Source organism: Streptomyces fradiae, assembly GCF_041270065.1.
Classification (GTDB): Bacteria; Actinomycetota; Actinomycetes; order Streptomycetales; family Streptomycetaceae; genus Streptomyces.
In genome coordinates this window covers 6,044,749-6,063,458 of the sequence record NZ_CP065958.1, presented here as the reverse complement: position 1 = coordinate 6,063,458, position 18,710 = coordinate 6,044,749, and the positions used below count along the sequence as shown (strand labels likewise).

Below are 18,710 nucleotides of genomic sequence, written 5' to 3'. Positions count from 1 at the left end.
GCCGCGCGGGACCGGGGGCGTCGTCGTACGGTCAGTCCCGCGGACCGTAGGTGGCCGCGATGCCGGCGACGATGATCCGCAGGCCCTCCTCGAAGCCGCTGTCGTAGTCGCCGAAGAGCTCCGCCCCGGCCTGGGCGGCGAGCGGGTAGGCGGCCATCCGCTGGGCGCGCTCGGCCACGTCGAAGCCCTCGCGCCGCTCGCCCGGCACCGGTTCGGTGCCCTGTTCCTCGGTGACGAAGCCGAGGGTGAAGAGGTACGCGGTGGTGCTCGCCCGCACCGCGTCGCGCAGCGAGAACCCCGCGTCGACCAGCGCGCCCAGCTCGCGCTCCATGTCCGCGGCGTGGTCGGTCCCGGTGAACCGGGCGCCGCTGTAGACCTTGGCGCCGTCGCGGTAGCGCAGCAGCCCGGCGCGCAGGCCCCGGTTGACCGCCAGGATCCGCTCCTGCCAGCTCACGTCCCCGGCGGGCCGGGCGGCCGGGTCGGCGACCATCTGGCGGTACATGACCGTCGCCATCTCGTCCAGCAGCGCCTGCTTGTTCTTGAAGTGCCAGTACAGCGCCGGGGCCTGGACGTGCAGTTCCTGGGCGATCGCCCGCAGCGTGAGGCCTTCCAGGCCGCGCTCGTTCAGCAGGCGCAGGGCGGTCTCCGCCACCTGCGCCGGATCCAGCCGGGTCGTCTTCTTGCTCGCCACCGGCTCACCGTATCCCCTTGACAATTTAACAGCGTTAAGGAGATGCTCCGGACGTCGGAACTTAACACCGTTAAGGACGGGGATACGGTCATGGACAAGAGCACGGACACGGGTGCGGACACGGGTGCAGACACGGAGGTCGTCATCGTCGGAGCGGGCCCGACCGGGCTGGTCCTGGCGATCGACCTCGCCCGTCGGGGCGTGCGCGCACTGCTGGTGGAGCAGGCCGAGGGCCTCTTCCCCGGCTCCCGGGGCAAGGGGCTGCAGCCGCGCAGTCTGGAGGTGCTCGACGACCTGGGCGTGCTGCCCGCGGTCCTGGCGGCGGGCGCGCCGTACCCGCTGATGCGCGGCTGGGAGGGCGCCGAGCCGCAGGGCGAGTGGGACATGATGGCCCGCTCGGAGCCGACCGAGCAGGTCCCGTACGCGAACGTGCTGCTCGTCCCGCAGTTCCGCACCCAGGAGCTGCTGTACGAGCGGCTGCGCGAGCTGGGCGGCTCGGTCCGGTTCGGCACGGCCCTCACCGGCTTCCGGCAGACCGGGGACGCGGTCGAGGCGGAGCTGTCCACCGGGGAGACGGTGCGGGCGGCGTATCTGGTGGCCTGCGACGGCGGCCGCTCCACCGTGCGGCGCGCGCTCGGCATCGGGATGACCGGGGAGACCGTCGACCCGCGGCCGATGCTCGTCGCGGACGTGCGGCTCGCGCCCGGCACCGTCGTCGACCGCGGCAACTGGCATCTGTGGGCCACGGCGCCGGGCGGCGGCGTGGCGCTGTGCCCGCTGCCCGGTGGTGAAGCCCGTGACGAACCCGGTGACGAACTCTTCCAGCTCGTGGCCGGGTTCGAGGACGAGTCGGCGGTCGTGGACACCTCGCCGGAGGGGGTACGCGCGCTGCTCACGGCCCGCACCCCGCTGGCGCCGGAGGACGTGGCGGAGGTCCGCTGGTCCTCGGACTTCAGGGCCCGGGCGGCGATGGCGGACCGGTTCCGGGACGGCCGGATCTTCCTCGCCGGGGACGCGGCCCATGTGCACTCCCCCGCCGGCGGCCAGGGCCTCAACACGAGCGTCCAGGACGCCTACAACCTGGGCTGGAAACTCGGCCGGGTGCTGCGGCACGGCGCCCCGGCCGCGCTGCTCGACTCCTACGAGGCCGAACGGCAGCCGGTCGCCGCCGACGTCCTCGGCCTCAGCACCCGCCTCCACCGCGCGAGCACCGCCGGCCGCGCGGCCCAGCGCGGCTCCGAGGTCCAGCAGCTCGACCTCGGCTACCGGGACTCGCCCTGGTCCGTGGAGACCCGCCCCGGTCTCCCCGAGGACGCCCTGCGCGCGGGCGACCGCGCCCCGGACGGTCCGTACGGAGCCGGCCGCCTCTTCGACCTCTTCCGCGGCCCGCACCTCACCCTGCTCGCGGTCGGCGTCCCGCTCCCGCCTCTCCCCGCCTCCCCGTCGCTGCGCACGGCGCACCTTCCGGCGTACGAGGCGTACGGCACCGGCCTGTTCCTGATCCGCCCGGACGGCTACGTCGGCTGGGCGGGCCCGGACGCCGAAGGCCTGGACGCGCACCTGGCGAACCTGGGCGAGGCGCCGGTCGGGGCGCGGGTCTAGGCCCAGGCCCGCACTAGGGCGTGTCTTCCCTCGGCTCCTCGTCGGGCTGCGGCACGTACCGCAGGACGCCCCACATGCTGTGCTCGTCGGGTGCGTCGTCCGGTCCGTCCAGCTCGCAGCCGGCGAGTTCCTTGCGCAGGGCGGCGGCGTCGATGCCGCTGCCGATGAGGACCAGCTGGGTCAGCCGCTCCTCACCGGCCGGCCAGGGCTCGGGCCGGAAGCGCAGGAAGCGCCCGACCGCGTGGACGGTGTAGCGGTTGGCCGGATCGGCGGCGCCGAAGTCGACGAAGCCCTTGATCCGGTAGAGGCCCTCCGGGCGCGAGTCCAGGAACGCCATGAGCCGGCGCGGGTGCAGCGGGACCGGTGTGCTCAGGGAGAGGGTGTCGTAGGCGGCGTGCGGGTGGGCGTGCTCCTCGTCCTCGGAGCCGTACAGGATGTCCTCGATCGACATCTGCCCGGCGATCTCGCCCTCGGGCACCACCCGGTCGAACAGCAGCTCGGGGTCGATCCGCCCGTACGCGGCCTCGACGACGGCGCCGCGCGGGGCGAGGGCGGTGACCGTCTCCCGTACGGCACGCAGCTCCTCCGGCGCCACGCCGTCGGCCTTGTTGACCACGACGAGGTCGGCGACGGCGAGGTGGCGGTCGGTCTCCGGGTGCCGTTCCCGGGTCGCCGCGAACTCGGCGGCGTCGACCACCTCGACCAGACCGCCGTACACGATCCGCCGGTTCTCGCTGGCCAGCAGCATGCGCACGAGCTCCTGCGGCTCGGCGAGACCGCTCGCCTCGATCACGATCACGTCGAGCCGCGCCTCGGGCCGGGTCAGCACCTCCAGGTACTCGTCGAGCTCGCTCGCGTCCACGGCACAGCACAGACAGCCGTTCCCGAGCGAGACCGTGGACCCGACCTGCCCGGCCACGGTCATGGCGTCGATCCCGATGTCGCCGAAGTCATTGACCATGACCCCGATCCGCGTCCCCCGCGCACTGCGCAACAGATGGTTGAGCAGGGTGGTCTTCCCCGCCCCGAGAAACCCGGCCAGCACGATGACGGGAATCTGCTGGGTGGGCTGGCTGGTCAAGGGTCACGCCTCCGGGCCGTCGATGCCTGCACCTGCGAAGCCTCCAGAATAGGCGGGCGCCTGCGCGGGGCCGTGTTCTGCGCCCCGTCTCAGCCGAGCCCGCAGGCCCCGGCGTGCGGGGCCCGCGCGCCGACACGAGGCGAGCCGGCCCGCCGCGACACGGACCTGTCCGTGTTCCACGGACGGCGGAACGGACCCGGCGCACGGAGACCCACCGATCCCGCCGGGACCGCGAGGTCGGAGCCTTCCGAGGCGGGCGCGGTGCCTGCCCGAGGGCCGCCGACCGCGCCCCCGCACCTGAAAAGCCCGCCGGTCCCGTCAAGGCCGGGCGGCAGCAGCGCGCCGCGACGCAGCCGGGCACCGCCCCGGCGGGCGCCGCATTTCCGGTCGGCGCCCCCGTCCCCGTACCGTTTCAGCCATGAGCCCCGCACCGTCCTCCCCCGCGCGGCCGCCCGGCCGCCGGCGCAGGATCGGGTGGCCGCGGCGGGTGTTCTCGCAGGTGCTGCTGATGCAGCTGGCGATCGCGACCGGGGTGACGGTGCTGGCCACCGGGCTGTTCCTGGCCCCGTTGAGCGCGCAGCTGGACGACCAGGCGATGCGCCGCGCCCTGGCGATCGCGCAGACCACGGCCTCGCCGGAGATGGCCGCGGGCCTCGCGACCAGCCGCCCGACGCCCGACGGCCCGGTGCAGGCGGAGGCCGAGCGGATCCGGCGCTCCACCGGAGCCGAGTACGTGGTCGTCATGGATACCGCCGGTATCCGGTGGTCGCACACCGACCCCGCCCAGATCGGCCGCCGCGTCTCGACCGACCCCAGCGCCGCGCTCGCCGGGCACGCCGTGATGGAGATCGACAGCGGCACCCTCGGCCGCTCCGCGCGCGGCAAGGCGCCGTTGCGGGACCGGCGCGGGGAGATCGTCGGCGCGGTGTCGGTCGGCATCGAGTACGACAGCGTGCGCGACCGGCTCGTGGCGGCGATCCCCGGGCTGCTGCGCTACGCCGGCGGCGCCCTGGCGGCCGGCGCGCTCGCCGCGTATCTGATCTCCCGCAGGCTCCAGCGGCGCACCCACGACCTGGCCTTCTCCGACATCTCGGCGCTGCTCGCCGAGCGCGAGGCGATGCTGCACGGCATCCGCGAGGGCGTCGTCGCGCTCGACGGCGCGGGCAGGATCCGACTGATGAACGACGAGGCGCAGCGGCTGCTCGGCATCGGCCCCGAGGCCACCGGCCGCCCCCTGGAGGAGGTACTCGGCGCCGGCCGCACCACCGAGGTGCTCGCGGGCCGGGCCACCGGCGAGGACCTGGTCACGGTGCGCGGCAGCCGGGTGCTGATCGCCAACCGGATGCCCACCCACGACGGCGGCGCCGTCGCCACCCTCCGCGACCGCACCGAACTCGAACGCCTGGGCCGCGAGCTGGACTCCACGCGCGGCCTGATCGACGCGCTGCGCGCCCAGGACCACGAGCACGCCAACCGCATGCACACCCTGCTCGGACTGCTCGAACTGGAGATGTACGACGAGGCCGCCGACTTCGTCACCGAGGTCGTCGGCGTGCACCGGGCGACGGCCGAACAGGTCACCGAGAAGGTCCACGACCCGCTGCTCGCCGCGCTGCTCGTCGGCAAGGCCGCCGTGGCCGCCGAGCGCGGCGTCTCGCTGCGCGTCGCGCCCGGCTCGCTGCTCCCGGACCGCCTGGTCGACCCGCGCGAACTGGTCACGGTCGTCGGCAACCTGGTCGACAACGCCCTCGACGCCGCCTCCGGCACTCCCCACGCGCGCGTGGAGGTGGATCTGCGCGCCGACGGCCGCGCGGTGGTCCTCAGGGTCGGCGACAGCGGCCCCGGCGTGCCCGGGGAGCGGCGCGAGCTGATCTTCACGGAGGGCTGGAGCACCAAGGAGCCGCCCGCCCACGGCAAGCGGGGCCTCGGGCTGCCGCTGGTGCGCCGGCTCGCCGAGCGGCGGGGCGGCAGCGCCGTGGTCGGCACCGGCCCGGACGGCGGCGCCGAGTTCACCGTGCTGCTGCCGGACGCGCTCGTCGAGGCGCACGGCGAGCTCGCGCCGGTGGCCCCGGAGGAGGCGCGGTGATCGACGTCCTGGTCGTCGACGACGACGTACGGGTGGCCCAGGTCAACGCCGCCTACGTGGCCAAGGTGCCGGGCTTCCGGGTGGCCGGCGTCGCCCACTCGGCTGCGGAGGCGCTGGCCGCGCTGACCGCGCCCGCGCCCGCCGTGGACCTGGTGCTGCTCGACCACTACCTGCCGGACGGCAACGGTCTCGCGGTGGTACGCGAGCTGCGCGCCCTCGGCCGCCAGACCGACGTGATCATGGTGACCGCGGCGCGTGACGTGGCGACCGTCCAGGCGGCGATGCGGCACGGGGCGCTGCAGTACCTGGTGAAGCCGTTCGGCTTCGCCGGCCTCCGGGCCAAGCTGGAGGCGTACGCGGCGCTGCGCCGCACCCTCGACGGCGGCGGCGAGGCGGAACAGGCCGAGGTGGACCGGATCTTCGGCGCCCTGTCCGCCGGCCCCGTCGTCCCGGACCTGCCCAAGGGCCACTCCCCCACCACGGCCGAGCTGGTGCGGCAGGTGCTGCTCGCCGCGGACGGGCCGCTGTCGGCGCAGGAGATCGCCGAGCGGGCCGGGGTGAGCCGCCAGACCGCCCAGCGCTACCTCAAGCTCCTGGAGCGCACCGGCCGGGTGCGGCTCTCCCTGAAGTACGGCGAGACGGGCCGCCCCGAGCACCGCTACGCATGGGCGGGCCCGGCAACGGCCCGCTGAGGCGCCGGGGGGCCGGGCCGGGGCCGGGAGGGCCGGGCCGGGGCCGGGAGGGCCGGGCCGGGGCCGGGAGGGCCGGGGCCGGGAGGGCCGGGCCGGGAGGCGCCCGGCTGCCCGGACGCCCCTTTACCCCGCCCGCGCGCCTGCGCCGAGACCGAGGCGAGCGCCGTCCTTGTCCCCCGGCCGCGCGCCTGCGCCGTACCGCGCCGGGACGGACACCTCCGGCAGGTCCGGCGAGCCGGAAGACGGCGGCCGACACGCCTCGCGCGGTGTGCTCGCCGCCGCCGACACCGATGCGGTCACCGCGATCCGCGTTCCCCTGGGCGGCGCTGCGGCGCGCGACCGGACTCGGGGCCACGCGCGGGCACCGACCGGGCCGCGCCGGAAGGCGGCAGGTCCGGCGGGCCGGACGAGGCCTCGGCTCGCCGCACGCGGTGCGCTCGCCGACACCGACGCGATCACCGCGATCCGCGTTCCCCTTGGTGGCGCTGCGGCGCGTGACCGCACTCGGGGCGCGCGCGGTCACCGACCGGGCCGCGCCGGCAGGCGGCAGGCGGCAGGCCCGGCGGGTCAGCCGACGGCCTCGACACGCCTCGCGCGGCGAGCCGTCAGACCGCTCCCGCGCCCGTGAGCGCCCGTACCTCCGTCTCGGCGTGCCGGGCCTCGTCCGGGGGTTCCGGGGAGGTCACGGTGCCGAGCCAGCCCGCGAGGAAGCCCAGCGGGATGGAGACCACCCCGGGGTTCTGCAGCGGGAAGAGCTGGAAGTCGACGCCGGGGAACAGCGATTCGGGGCTGCCGGAGACGACCGGTGAGACCACCACGAGCAGCACGGCGGGGACGAGGCCGCCGTACACCGACCAGACCGCGCCCCGGGTGGTGAAGCGCCGCCAGAACAGCGAGTAGAGCAGCGCGGGCAGATTGGCGGAGGCGGCGACGGCGAAGGCGAGGCCGACCAGGAAGGCCACGTTGAGGTCGCGGGCGAGCAGGCCGAGGCCGATCGCGGCGACCCCGATGCCCGCGGCGGCGAGCTTGGCGACGGCCACCTCGCTGTGCTCCTTGGCGCTCCCGCGGCGGCGCAGCGAGGCGTAGAGGTCGTGCGCGACGGAGGCCGAGGAGGCGAGGGTGATGCCGGCGACCACGGCGAGGATGGTCGCGAAGGCGACGGCGGCGACGACCGCGAACAGGACGGTGCCGCCGGTGGATCCGGCCCCGCCGCCGAGGTCGAGGGCGAGCAGCGGCACGGCGGTGTTGCCGGCGGCGTTGGAGGCGCGGACGGTGTCGGGGCCGACGAGGGCGGCGGCGCCGAAGCCGAGGACGATCGTCATCAGGTAGAAGCCGCCGATGAGGGCGATGGACCAGACGACGGAGCGGCGGGCGGCCCGCGCGGTGGGCACGGTGTAGAAGCGCGAGAGGATGTGCGGCAGTCCGGCGGTGCCGAGGACGAGCGCGAGGCCGAGGCTGACGAAGTCGACCCGGGCGGTCCAGTCGCCGCCGTAGCGCAGCCCGGGCGCGAGGAAGTCCCGGCCGTGGCCGCTGCGTTCGGCGGCGGTGCTGAGCAGCTGGTCGACGTCGAAGTGGAAGCGCAGCAGGACCAGCACGGTGAGGGCGATGGTGCCGGCCATGAGCAGCACGGCCTTGACGATCTGGATCCAGGTGGTGGCGCGCATGCCGCCGAGCGACACGTACACGACCATCAGCGCGCCGACGCCGATCACGGTCCAGGCGCGGGCGGCGTCGCTGGTGCCGCCGAGCAGCAGGGCGACCAGGCTGCCGGCGCCGACCATCTGCGCCACCAGATAGAGCACGGAGACGGCGACGGAGGAGGTGCCGACGGCGATCCGGACCGGTCGCTCGGCCATCCGGGCGGCGACGACGTCGGCGAGGGTGAAGCGACCGCAGTTGCGGACGAGTTCGGCGACCAGCAGGAGCACGACGAGCCAGGCGACGAGGAAGCCGACGGAGTAGAGCATGCCGTCGTAGCCGAAGAGCGCGATGAGGCCGGAGATGCCGAGGAAGGAGGCGGCGGACATGTAGTCGCCGGCGATGGCGAATCCGTTCTCCAGGGGCGAGAAGAGCCGTCCGCCGGCGTAGAACTCCTCGGCGGAGCCGTGCCGGTTGCGGCTGACCCAGGTGGTGATGCCGAGGGTGACCGCGATGAACGCGCTGAACAGCAGCAGCGCCAGGGTCTGGTGGTCTCCGGTCATCGCCGCACCCCCCGGGTCATCTCCTGGGTGTCCCAGCGCAGTTCGAGCGCGGCCCGGTCCCGGCGCAGCCGGGCGTGCCGGGCGTAGGCCCAGGTCAGCAGGAAGGTGGTGGCGAACTGGCCGAGTCCGGCGACCATGGCGACGTTGACCGCACCGGTCACCGGGCGGGCCATCAGACCGGGGGCGGCGGTGGCGGCCACGACGTACGCCAGGTACCAGAGCAGGAAGGCGAGCGAGGCCGGGAAGACGAAGCGGCGGTATCGGCGGCGCACTTCCTGGAAGGCGGGGCTCCGCTGGACCTCCAGATAGACGTCCGCGGCGCTGTGGCCGTCGGCCGGGGCCGGGGCCTGCTGGTGGGGGACGGCGCCGGGCGGCGTCCCGTCCCCGTCATGCTCGCCCCAGCCGGCGGCGAGCTCGTCGTACCAGGGGTCGTCGATCCGCACCTCCGCGGATCCGCTCCCGTCGTGCTTCTCCACCGGTGAACTCTCCTTGTCAGCGAACCGTTTCGGCCGCGTGCCCAAGGATGGACAGACTGGGCGGATCCCGGACTCTTCTCCCGTCCTTCTTCACTCCATCAGGTGATGAGGCCCCGGGCACGACTGACCGGCCCGCCGATAAGTCGTATCGGGCGGGCCGGCCGGTGGAGGTGTGCGCGGGCCGGGGTCCGGCCCCGGGTGTCAGGCGTCGATGCGCGAGCGGTCCAGGGTCGCGGCGGAGCTGGTGATGAACTCCTTGCGGGGCGCCACGTCGTTGCCCATGAGCAGGTCGAAGACCTGCTCGGCCGCCTCCAGGTCGCCGATGTTGATCCGGCGCAGGGTGCGGTGGCGGGGGTCCATGGTGGTCTCCGCCAGCTGGTCGGCGTCCATCTCGCCGAGGCCCTTGTAGCGCTGGATGGCGTCCTTGTAGCGGACGCCCTTGCGCTCGAACTCGAGCAGGGTCTGCCGCAGCTCGTTGTCCGAGTACGTGTACACGTACTTGTCCTGGCCCTTCTTGGGCTGGACCAGCTCGATCCGGTGCAGCGGCGGCACGGCGGCGAAGACCCGGCCCTGCTCGACCATGGGGCGCATGTAGCGCTGGAACAGGGTCAGCAGCAGGGTGCGGATGTGGGAGCCGTCGACGTCGGCGTCGGTCATCATGATGACCTTTCCGTACCGCGCGGCGTCGATGTCGAAGGTGCGGCCCGAGCCCGCTCCTATGACCTGGATGATCGCTCCGCACTCGGCGTTCTTGAGCATGTCCGAGACGGAGGATTTCTGGACGTTGAGGATCTTTCCGCGGATCGGCAGCAGCGCCTGGAACTCGCTGTTGCGGGCGAGCTTGGCGGTGCCGAGCGCGGAGTCTCCCTCGACGATGAAGAGCTCGCTGCGCTCCACGTCGTCGCTGCGGCAGTCGGCGAGCTTGGCGGGCAGCGAGGAGGACTCCAGGGCGGTCTTCCTGCGCTGCGCCTCCTTGTGCTGGCGGGCCGCGATCCGGGTACGGGCGGCGGCGACGGCCTTCTCCAGGACGGCGCGGGCCTGGGCCTTGGCGTCCCGCTTGGTGGAGGTCAGGAAGGCCTTCAGCTCGCGGGCGACCACGGTGGCCACGATCCGGCGGGCCGCGGAGGTGCCGAGCACCTCCTTGGTCTGACCCTCGAACTGCGGCTCGGCGAGGCGCACGGTGACGACGGCGGTGAGGCCTTCGAGGGCGTCGTCCTTGACGATGTCGTCCTCGGCGACGCGCAGCAGCTTGGCCGAGCGCAGCACCTCGTTGACCGTCTTGGTGATCGCCTGCTCGAAGCCGGACACATGGGTGCCGCCCTTGGGCGTGGCGATGATGTTCACGAAGGAGCGGACCGTGGTGTCGTACCCGGTGCCCCAGCGCAGGGCGACGTCGACGCCGAGCTCGCGGGTGACCTCGGTCGGGGTCATGTGGCCGCGGTCGTCGAGGACCGGGACGGTCTCCTTGAAGGTGCCCTGGCCGGTGAGGCGCAGCACGTCGCAGACGGCCTTGTCCTGGGCGAGGAACTCGCAGAACTCGCTGATGCCGCCGTCGAAGCGGAAGGTCTCCTCGCTCTTGCCGATGCCCTCCAGGTCGCGCTCGTCGCGGACCACGATGGTGAGGCCGGGGACGAGGAAGGCGGTCTGCCGGGCGCGCTGGTGCAGCGTGTCCAGGGAGAGCTTGGCGTCCTTGAGGAAGATCTGCCGGTCCGCCCAGTAGCGCACGCGGGTGCCGGTCCGGGTCTTGGGAACGCGCTTGCCCTTGAGGAGGCCGCCGGACGGGTCGAAGGGGCTGTCGGGGCCCTGCTCGGTGAACATGCCGGGGACGCCGCGGCGGAAGCTGATGGCGTGCGTGGCGCCGTTGCGGTCGACCTCGACGTCGAGGCGGGCGGAGAGCGCGTTCACCACGGAGGCGCCGACGCCGTGCAGACCGCCGGAGGCCGCGTACGAGCCGCCGCCGAACTTGCCGCCGGCGTGCAGCTTGGTCATGACGACCTCGACGCCGGACAGACCGGTCTTGGGCTCGACGTCGACGGGGATGCCGCGTCCGTTGTCGCGGACCTCGACGGAGCCGTCGTCGTGGAGGATGACGTCGATGTGGTCGCAGTAGCCGCCGAGGGCCTCGTCGACGGAGTTGTCGATGATCTCCCAGAGGCAGTGCATCAGGCCGCGGCTGTCGGTCGACCCGATGTACATGCCGGGTCGCTTGCGGACGGCTTCGAGCCCTTCGAGGACGAGCAGGTGCCGAGCGGTGTAGTTGGAACCGTCACGGTCTGCGGTCAGCAGCGCACTGGACGGCACGGACGTCTCGGCGGTCACGCGGTTCGCTCCTCGCTGAATTTGAAATCTGGCCCGGTGGGTAAGGCACGGCGGCCCGCACCGGTTCAGAGGGTACAGAGCCCTGGTAGAGCCGTTGTCACGCCACCCTCCTGAATCTTCATGCTAGTCCAGAGTCGTATGGATGTTCGATCCCTCGATGGGGTGACGCGAACATCACGTTCCCTTCCAGGCATGAACCATTTAGGCTCCGGGCACGTCCTCATGAACAACCGGCAACCCGCCGGGAGGGCACGACCACACACAGCAATGCGAAACCCGTAGAGCGAAGCAATACGGCTCATTCGCCGCCAACCGGCAGCAGACAGCCACCTTGGGAAAAAGTTTCGAGGAAAAGCCACGAGCGGGAACGTTTTCGGCCTGGTTGGATGTTGACCCTGGTACGACAGCTCGTCGAGCTAGAGAAGAGGCGACGTGACTACTGTTCTGACCCCCGCGAGCCCCCTGACGGCCGCTGACCGCTGCGACCGCTGCGGCGCCCAGGCTTACCTGCGTGTCGTCCTTGTCAGCGGCGGTGACTTGCTCTTCTGTGCCCACCACGGGCGCAAGTTCGAGCCGGAACTCAAGAAGATCGCCGCAGAGATACAGGATGAGACGGACCGGCTCACCGACGTGCCGGCCCGCACCCAGGGCGACGACCACTGACGCCTCGCATCCCCGACGAGCCACGGGCCGGTTCCTGACGACCGGCCGACGGGCGGCCACCCCCGCAGTCTCAGGGGGGTGGCCGCCCGTTCTCGTACGCGCCGTTCTCGTACGCGCCGTTCTGGTACGTGCCTTCAGAAGTGCCGCGGCAGCAGCGCCGAGACCCGGGTGTAGACACCGGGGTTCTCCGCCTGCCCGCAGCCGCTCCCCCAGGACACCAGGCCGATCAGCCGGCCCCGGGCCACCAGCGGCCCGCCGCTGTCGCCCTGACAGGCGTCATGGCCCCCGCGGGGATCCCCCGCGCACAGCATGGTGTCGCCGCGGTACGCGGCACCGTCGCCGCCCGGATACGCCCGCTCGCAGGCCGTGTCCGGCAGCACCCGCACCCGCGCCGAGCGCAGCGACATCGCGTACGTCCCGTTGCCCGTCGTGTCGCCCCAGCCGTACACGTTGGCCGCCGTGCCCTCCGCGAGCGCAGCGTCGCCCGGGCGGGCGGGCTCGATCGCGTACGACTCGGGCAGCGCCCTCGCGAGCGTGAGCACCGCCAGATCGCCCGAGTTGGTCGACGGGTCGTAGTCCGGGTTCACCCAGGTGTCCGCCACCCGCACCTCCCGGCCGCCGTGCCCGCGCAGCGAGGTGCGTCCGGCGATCACCGAGAAGTCGGACAGCTGCCCCGGCGTCCCGCCGAGCACCTCGCGGCCCAGGCAGTGCGCGGCGGTGAGCACCTTGGTGGGGGCCACCACGACGCCGCCGCAGAACTGCCCCGCCCGGGTACCCCCGAACCGGTCACGGCTGGACAGGGCCACGACCCACGGCGACTCGGTGATCCCGGCCGGCTGCCCGCCGACCACGACGCTGTCGGCGTGCGCGGTCCCGGCCGTGCCGAGCGGCCCGGCCGCCGCCGCGATCAGGCCCAGGACTCCGGTCAAGGCACGGGTGATGGGACGACGCATGAAGCCTCCTGACTCTCCGCTGACATCTTTTCACCCAGCGTCGTCCAGGCCTGCCCACCGCGCACCCGCACTCACGCGCGAAGGACCCGGCCCCCCGAACGGGGAACCGGGTCCTTCGTACGCCTGTCGCGTCCCTGGCGGGACGGGCGATCAGTCGAGGTAGTCGCGCAGCACCTGCGAGCGGGACGGGTGACGCAGCTTCGACATCGTCTTCGACTCGATCTGACGGATGCGCTCACGCGTCACGCCGTAGACCTTGCCGATCTCGTCGAGCGTCTTCGGCTGGCCGTCGGTCAGGCCGAAGCGCATGGAGACGACGCCGGCCTCGCGCTCGGAGAGCGTGTCGAGGACGGAGTGCAGCTGCTCCTGGAGCAGCGTGAAGCTGACCGCGTCGGCCGGGACGACCGCCTCGGAGTCCTCGATGAGGTCACCGAACTCGCTGTCGCCGTCCTCGCCCAGCGGGGTGTGCAGCGAGATCGGCTCGCGGCCGTACTTCTGGACCTCGATGACCTTCTCCGGGGTCATGTCGAGTTCCTTGGCCAGCTCCTCCGGGGTGGGCTCGCGGCCCAGGTCCTGGAGCATCTGGCGCTGCACACGGGCGAGCTTGTTGATGACCTCGACCATGTGCACCGGGATACGGATGGTGCGGGCCTGGTCGGCCATGGCGCGGGTGATCGCCTGACGGATCCACCAGGTGGCGTACGTGGAGAACTTGTAGCCCTTGGTGTAGTCGAACTTCTCGACGGCGCGGATCAGACCCAGGTTGCCCTCCTGGATCAGGTCCAGGAAGAGCATGCCGCGGCCGGTGTAGCGCTTGGCCAGCGAGACCACCAGACGGAGGTTGGCCTCCAGGAGGTGGTTCTTGGCGCGGCGCCCGTCCTCGGCGATGATCTCCAGCTCGCGCTTGAGCTTGGGGGCGATCTTGTCGGAGTTCGCCAGCTTGTCCTCGGCGAACAGACCGGCCTCGATGCGCTTGGCGAGCTCGACCTCCTGCTCGGCGTTGAGCAGCGGGACCTTGCCGATCTGCTTGAGGTAGTCCTTCACCGGGTCCGCGGTGGCACCGGCGACGGCGACCTGCTGAGCGGGCGCGTCGTCCTCGTCCTCGTCGGACAGGACGAAGCCCTTGCTCTCGCCCTCGGACTCCTCCTCGTCCTTGCCGGGAGCGACGTCCTCGAGCAGCTCCTCGCCCTCGAGCAGCTCTTCGTCGTCCTTCTTCGCCGCGGTCTTCTTGGCGGCGGTCTTCTTGACGGCGGCCTTCTTCGCCACCGTCTTCTTCGCGGCGGTCTTCTTGGCCGCGGCCTTCTTGGCCGGCGCCCCGGCCTCGTCGGCCGGATCCGCGCTCTCGGCCGCCGGGGCCGCGGTGGCGGCCGAGACGGTCTTCGTCACGGTCGTCCTGGCGGTGACGGTCTTGGTGGCGGTGCGCTTGGCCGGGCTCTTCGCTGCGACGCTCTTGCGGGCGCGCTTCGGCGACTCCGCTGCACTGACCATCAGCGTCACACCCTCTTCCTCGAGGATCTGATTGAGGCTGCGCAGAACATTCTTCCACTGGGTTGGCGGAATCTGGTCGGCCTCGAAGGCCCGACGCACGTCATCGCCGGCGATCTGCCCATCAGCCTTTCCCCGCTCGATGAGCGCCATCACAGACTCGGACTCGGCGATCTCCGGCGGGAGCGTACGGGATGTGCTGGCCGACACGAACAACCTCTCGGAACGATGGAAAACGGCTTCCGGCCCCGCCCTGGATCAGGCTGGGACCGACGACCGTCGGCCGGGAATGTGCCGACGGCGCGGGCTGGACCGGGGAACTGCACAGCGCCGTGAGCGGCTGCTGTATTCCTTCCTCGGCTGTCACCTCTTAGGTCATCGCGCGGCTTCGAAGAGTGTTACGCCCAATCCGCGTGGCCCGAGTCACACCTCATTTGCGGCGAATCCGCCATGAAACATCCGGAACGGCCCGAGATCGCGCCGCCCGACCCCGGCGCGCCCGGGGACGACGGTGGTCCCCGGGCTCCGCTCGGGTCCGGCGGCACGCGCTGCGTGCGTCTCGGCGCTGCTGGTCACGGTCGGCGGATCAGTTCCCGCGCGGGGCCGGCACGACGCGCCCCTCCTCGGGGTGGACGGTCAGCAGCTGCCGCATGGCGGCCTCGGCGCCGTTCGCGTCGCCGGCGGCCAGCGCGTCGACGATCCGGGCGTGGTGCGCGAGGCAGCTCTCGCTCGGCCGGTCACAGCCGGTGGCGGGGGCGCCGGAGACCTGGAGGGCGGCGCCGACGATGCCGGACAGGTGCTCCAGCATGCGGTTGCCGGCGAGCTGGATCAGCAGGGCGTGGAACTCGGCGTCGGCGCGCGAGAAGGTGATCCCGTCACCCTGCGCGTACGCGTGGCTCATGATCTCGACCATGTCGGCGAGGCGCTGCTGGATGTCCTCGCGGCCGTGACCGGCGGCGAGCCGGGCGGCCAGCGGCTCGATGGTCCAGCGCAGCTGGTTGAGCTCGCGGCGCTGGTCGTCGCGCTGCGGGCCGAAGGCGCGCCACTCGATGATGTCGGGGTCGAGCAGGTTCCAGTCGCTGACCGGACGGACCCGGGTGCCGACGTTGGGGCGGGCGCTGACCAGGCCCTTGGCCTCCAGTACGCGCAGCGACTCGCGGACCACGGTGCGCGACACCTCGAAGCGCTGGCCGATCTCCTCGGGGACGAGGGGGCGGTCGGCGCCGAGGTCGCCGGAGACGATCATCTGGCCGAGCTGCTGGACGAGCTGGCCGTGCAGTCCGCGCCCGCGGCTGCCGGCGGCCCGGCGGCCGACCCGGCCGAGCTCCTCCGTCGCCTCCCAGACGGGCGGTCCGACGCGGTCGGCTCCGGGCGCCTCCGCGTAGGGGTAGCGGTCGAGGTCGCCCGGGGCGCCGAGGCCGGACTCGACGGGGCGGGCGGAGGTCATCATCGTGTGCGCAAGGGTAGTCACGCATCCTTTGTCGGCGTGGCTCCCGTGCCCCTTGAGGTCTTTGGTGAAAAGCACACGAAAGGGTGATCGGCACCCCCTGGGCAATTGACGATTTATCGGACATTACGGGCAATTTCCAAGGGAGTTGCCGATGAAACGGAAGCTTTCAGTCCGATTGTGATCACCAACGCGCCCTGCCGTGACGGCCCGTGAGCACATAGGCGCACAGCAGGACCGTCAACGTCAGGGTGAGAGCCACCCCGACGGGCTGCCCGACCACCCGCAGCGCCCCCATCACCCAGCGGTCGGCGGCCGAGGACCACTCCACGCTGGCGAACTCGCGGATCCGGGCCGGGAGTCCGGCGACCGAGCGGCGGGGCGCGCCCGCGAGCATCCGCTGCAGCGGCGGCGCGAAGACCACGGGCACGGCGAGCACCGCCGCCACACCGGCGGCCGCGGCCCGGAACACCCCGGCGCCGAGCAGCCCGGCCCAGGCACAGCCGATCACCAGGCCGAACCAATTCGCACACAGGGTGGGCCAGTTGTGCGGTACGGGGATCAACTCACCGCCGTAGACGAACCGCACGGCCTCCAGATCGGCCACGACGGCCAGCACCGCGAGGACCGCCCCGACGCCCGCCGCGACCGCCAGCTTGGCGAGCAGCAGCCCGAGCCGGCGCGGCACCGCGCCGCGCCCGGTGGTGAGCGCCGGATAGCGGTACTCCTCGCCGAAGGAGAAGGCACCGAGCAGCCCGGCCCCCAGCGCGGCGGGCGGCAGCGGCGAGATCCCCGGCCAGCCCGCCAGAACGGCGGGCAGCGGCGTGCGCCCACTGCGCGCGAGCAGTACGGCGAGGGTGACGGACACCAGCAGAACACCGGCCGCGACGAGCGGCGTCGAGGGCACGCCGAGCAGCCGGCGGATCTCGTAGCGCAGGGGGCGCAGGGGGGAGCGATGGGGCGCGCGATGTTTGCGGTACGCGCGGGGCGCGGGCTCGGTGCCGGTAGGTGCGGGCTCCCCGGGTACGGGCTCCGCCGGCGCGGCCGCGGCGGGCTCCGGGGGGTGCGGGGGGTGAGGGGCGGTGCGGGTCTCTCGGGTGTCGCCGGTCTCGTCGGCGAGCCGGTGGAGCAGGACGCCGTTGCGGAAGGCGCTCTCGCCGACGGTCGCGCAGTCGCTGCCGTAGACGGAGAGCCGGTTGCCGCCCTCGGTCACCACCTCCACCGGCCGCCGGGCGGACCGCGACTCCTGGGTGAGGAGGGCGGCGAGCCGCGCGGCGTGCGGGGTGCGCACGGCGACCCGGGGGCGCAGGCGGGTGCGGGCGAACTCGGCGGCGTCCTGGTCGGCGGCGAGCCGCCCGCCGTCGAGGGTGACGACCCGGTCGGCGTTGCGGGCCGCGTCCTTGGGGTCGGCCGTGGTGTAGAGCACGGTGCCGCCCTCGTCGGCGTGGGCGCGCAGGAGTTCGTACAGCCAGGCGCTCTCCCGTACGGAGAGTCCGGCGGCGGGCTCGTCGAGGAGCAGGGTGTGCGGGTCGCCCAACAGGGCGGAGGCCAGGCCCAGTCGGCGGTCCATGCCGAGCGAGAGGGTGCCGACGCGCTGGTCGTGCAGGCCGGTGAGGCCGACGGCCCCGAGCATGTCCTCCGCGCGCGAACCGGGCACCCCGGCGGCGGCGCACAGCATGCGCAGCTGACTGCGCAGGGTGCGGGAGGGATGGCCGGGCACGTCGCCGAGCAGGACTCCGACCTCGCGGGCGGGGTGGGCGACGCGGTGCAGCGGGCGGCCCCGGAAGTAGGTGACGCCACGGCCCGGTTCGAGCTGGAGCATGAGGCGCAGGGCCGTGGTCTTGCCCGCGCCGGCCGGTCCGAGCAGGGCGGTGACGGTGCCCGGCCGGGCCTCGAAGGTGAGGTCGTCCACGACGGCCGGGCGGCCCGGGCGGGGGGTGCTGGTGAGTCCGATGGCCTGGAGCATCGCTTCTCTCGCGGGTAGGTGAGACCGCTCCGCGGCAGGGCGGCTATCCCAGCAAGATAACGCCATATTTCGGACTTTTGGCGCAGGGTTGGCGCCTCGGGGCGGCCCCGCGACCGCCCGTCAGACCTCCGGGCGGAGCATCGGCGGGTTCAGCAGTGTCGCCCCACCAGCACGGAACAGCTGGGCGGGGCGCCCGCCCTGACGGGTCGTGGTCCCGCCGGCCGGCACGAGGAAGCCGGGCGTGCCGGTCACCTTGCGATGGAAGTTGCGCGGGTCCAGGGCCACACCCCAGACCGCCTCGTACACCCGGCGCAGCTCACCGACCGTGAACTCGGGCGGGCAGAAGGCCGTCGCGAGCGACGAGTACTCGATCTTCGAACGGGCCCGCTCCACCCCGTCGGCCAGGATCCGCGCGTGATCGAACGCCAGCGGCACCGGCTCGCCCTCCCGCTCCGCCGTCCCGTCCTCCCCGAGCAGCTCCTCCACCGGCGCCCAGCGCGCGCTGTGCGCGTCCCCGCCGGCCCGCGGCGCCGGCAGGTCCGGGGCGAGCGCGAGATGGGCCACGCTCACCACCCGCATCCGCGGATCCCGGTCCGGCGCCCCGTACGTCGCCAACTGCTCCAGGTGCGCCCCGTGCCCCGGCACCGGCTCCGGGTCCCCCGGGTCGTGCACGCAGAGCCCCGTCTCCTCCACCAGCTCACGCGCGGCGGCGGAGTCCAGATCCTCGTCGTCCCGCACGAACCCGCCGGGCAGCGCCCAGCGCCCCTGGAACGGCGCCTCCCCCCGTCTCACGATCAGCGCGCACAGCGCATGGCGCCGCACGGTGAGGACGACCAGATCGACGGTGACAGCGAAGGGCGGAAAGGCCGACGGGTCGTAGGGAGACATGCCCGCGATCATAGTCGTCTCCCTGACGATAAACACGCCCGCCGGAAGGATCCGCCCCCACTTCTTCCCCGGGGGGGCTTCCCCCCTCCCCTCCCCCGCTTCACGATCCGGGGCATGCTGCCCCTCCCACCGCTCCATGGGGAGCACGGCTCGATCAGCC

At 73.1% G+C, this 18,710-nt stretch carries 14 protein-coding genes; 4 read left to right on the top strand and 10 right to left on the bottom strand.

Annotated elements, in window-relative coordinates; all coding sequences use genetic code 11:
• Positions 1-31 precede the first annotated feature (31 nt).
• Positions 32-691, bottom strand: a complete 660-nt coding sequence (locus tag JAO84_RS27705) for a TetR/AcrR family transcriptional regulator C-terminal domain-containing protein (RefSeq protein WP_370415256.1) — start codon at positions 689-691, stop codon at positions 32-34.
• A gap of 90 nt (positions 692-781) precedes the next feature.
• Between JAO84_RS27705 and JAO84_RS27700 the strand changes: the two genes are divergently transcribed.
• Positions 782-2,293 carry an FAD-dependent monooxygenase gene (locus tag JAO84_RS27700; RefSeq protein WP_370415255.1) on the top strand — a complete coding sequence of 504 codons (1,512 nt, stop codon included), beginning with the start codon at positions 782-784 and terminating at the stop codon, positions 2,291-2,293.
• A 13-nt stretch (positions 2,294-2,306) separates the two neighbouring features.
• Here the strand turns inward: JAO84_RS27700 and JAO84_RS27695 are convergent, their stop codons facing one another.
• On the bottom strand, positions 2,307-3,374 hold the full coding sequence (locus JAO84_RS27695; RefSeq protein ID WP_370415254.1) for a GTP-binding protein: 1,068 nt from the start codon (positions 3,372-3,374) through the stop codon (positions 2,307-2,309).
• A 418-nt stretch (positions 3,375-3,792) separates the two neighbouring features.
• On the opposite strand from JAO84_RS27695, the gene JAO84_RS27690 reads away from it, so the two are divergent.
• Together JAO84_RS27690 and JAO84_RS27685 are read left to right on the top strand one after the other, a co-directional pair.
• Positions 3,793-5,460 carry an ATP-binding protein gene (locus JAO84_RS27690; protein WP_370415253.1) on the top strand — a complete coding sequence of 556 codons (1,668 nt, stop codon included), beginning with the start codon at positions 3,793-3,795 and terminating at the stop codon, positions 5,458-5,460.
• The gene (locus JAO84_RS27685) at positions 5,457-6,152 is read left to right on the top strand and encodes a response regulator (RefSeq protein WP_370415252.1); all 696 of its coding nucleotides are present in this window, start codon (positions 5,457-5,459) and stop codon (positions 6,150-6,152) included. Before JAO84_RS27690 ends, JAO84_RS27685 begins: the two co-directional genes overlap by 4 nt.
• A 605-nt stretch (positions 6,153-6,757) precedes the next feature.
• On the opposite strand, the gene JAO84_RS27680 is transcribed toward JAO84_RS27685, so the two are convergent.
• The 3 genes from JAO84_RS27680 to JAO84_RS27670 form a co-directional block, all read right to left on the bottom strand.
• Entirely contained in the window at positions 6,758-8,353 is a 1,596-nt protein-coding gene (locus JAO84_RS27680; protein WP_370415251.1) for a cation acetate symporter, read from the bottom strand.
• Positions 8,350-8,829, bottom strand: coding sequence for a DUF485 domain-containing protein (locus tag JAO84_RS27675; protein WP_265864905.1), 480 nt, complete (start codon positions 8,827-8,829; stop codon positions 8,350-8,352). The genes JAO84_RS27680 and JAO84_RS27675 overlap by 4 nt, the downstream gene beginning before the upstream one ends.
• A gap of 201 nt (positions 8,830-9,030) precedes the next feature.
• The gene (locus JAO84_RS27670) at positions 9,031-11,148 is read right to left on the bottom strand and encodes a type IIA DNA topoisomerase subunit B (protein WP_370415250.1); all 2,118 of its coding nucleotides are present in this window, start codon (positions 11,146-11,148) and stop codon (positions 9,031-9,033) included.
• A gap of 432 nt (positions 11,149-11,580) precedes the next feature.
• On the opposite strand from JAO84_RS27670, the gene JAO84_RS27665 reads away from it, so the two are divergent.
• Positions 11,581-11,811, top strand: a complete 231-nt coding sequence (locus JAO84_RS27665) for a hypothetical protein (protein WP_265864903.1) — start codon at positions 11,581-11,583, stop codon at positions 11,809-11,811.
• Between the two features lie 134 nt (positions 11,812-11,945).
• Here JAO84_RS27665 and JAO84_RS27660 read toward each other — a convergent pair whose 3' ends face one another.
• The 5 genes from JAO84_RS27660 to JAO84_RS27640 all read right to left on the bottom strand — a co-directional run bounded on the left by JAO84_RS27660 (position 11,946) and on the right by JAO84_RS27640 (position 18,550).
• Entirely contained in the window at positions 11,946-12,764 is an 819-nt protein-coding gene (locus JAO84_RS27660; protein ID WP_370415249.1) for a serine protease, read from the bottom strand.
• A 150-nt stretch (positions 12,765-12,914) separates the two neighbouring features.
• Entirely contained in the window at positions 12,915-14,459 is a 1,545-nt protein-coding gene (locus tag JAO84_RS27655) for an RNA polymerase sigma factor (RefSeq protein WP_265864901.1), read from the bottom strand.
• Between the two features lie 376 nt (positions 14,460-14,835).
• A complete protein-coding gene (locus JAO84_RS27650) occupies positions 14,836-15,774 on the bottom strand; it encodes a FadR/GntR family transcriptional regulator (RefSeq protein ID WP_308404080.1) in 939 nt (312 codons plus the stop codon).
• A gap of 106 nt (positions 15,775-15,880) precedes the next feature.
• Positions 15,881-17,662 carry an ATP-binding cassette domain-containing protein gene (locus tag JAO84_RS27645; RefSeq protein ID WP_370415248.1) on the bottom strand — a complete coding sequence of 594 codons (1,782 nt, stop codon included), beginning with the start codon at positions 17,660-17,662 and terminating at the stop codon, positions 15,881-15,883.
• Between the two features lie 120 nt (positions 17,663-17,782).
• Positions 17,783-18,550 (bottom strand): NUDIX domain-containing protein, encoded by a 768-nt coding sequence (locus tag JAO84_RS27640; protein ID WP_370415247.1) that lies wholly within the window; start codon positions 18,548-18,550, stop codon positions 17,783-17,785.
• Positions 18,551-18,710 lie beyond the last annotated feature (160 nt).

What these genes read in the sequence shown, in the direction of transcription:
- JAO84_RS27640 (WP_370415247.1), bottom strand. Translation starts at nt 18,550, where the DNA reads ATGTCTCCCTACGACCCGTCGGCCTTTCCGCCCTTCGCTGTCACCGTC.
- JAO84_RS27680 (WP_370415251.1), bottom strand. Translation starts at nt 8,353, where the DNA reads ATGACCGGAGACCACCAGACCCTGGCGCTGCTGCTGTTCAGCGCGTTC.
- JAO84_RS27690 (WP_370415253.1), top strand. Translation starts at nt 3,793, where the DNA reads ATGAGCCCCGCACCGTCCTCCCCCGCGCGGCCGCCCGGCCGCCGGCGC.
- JAO84_RS27645 (WP_370415248.1), bottom strand. Translation starts at nt 17,662, where the DNA reads ATGCTCCAGGCCATCGGACTCACCAGCACCCCCCGCCCGGGCCGCCCG.
- JAO84_RS27700 (WP_370415255.1), top strand. Translation starts at nt 782, where the DNA reads ATGGACAAGAGCACGGACACGGGTGCGGACACGGGTGCAGACACGGAG.
- JAO84_RS27660 (WP_370415249.1), bottom strand. Translation starts at nt 12,764, where the DNA reads ATGCGTCGTCCCATCACCCGTGCCTTGACCGGAGTCCTGGGCCTGATC.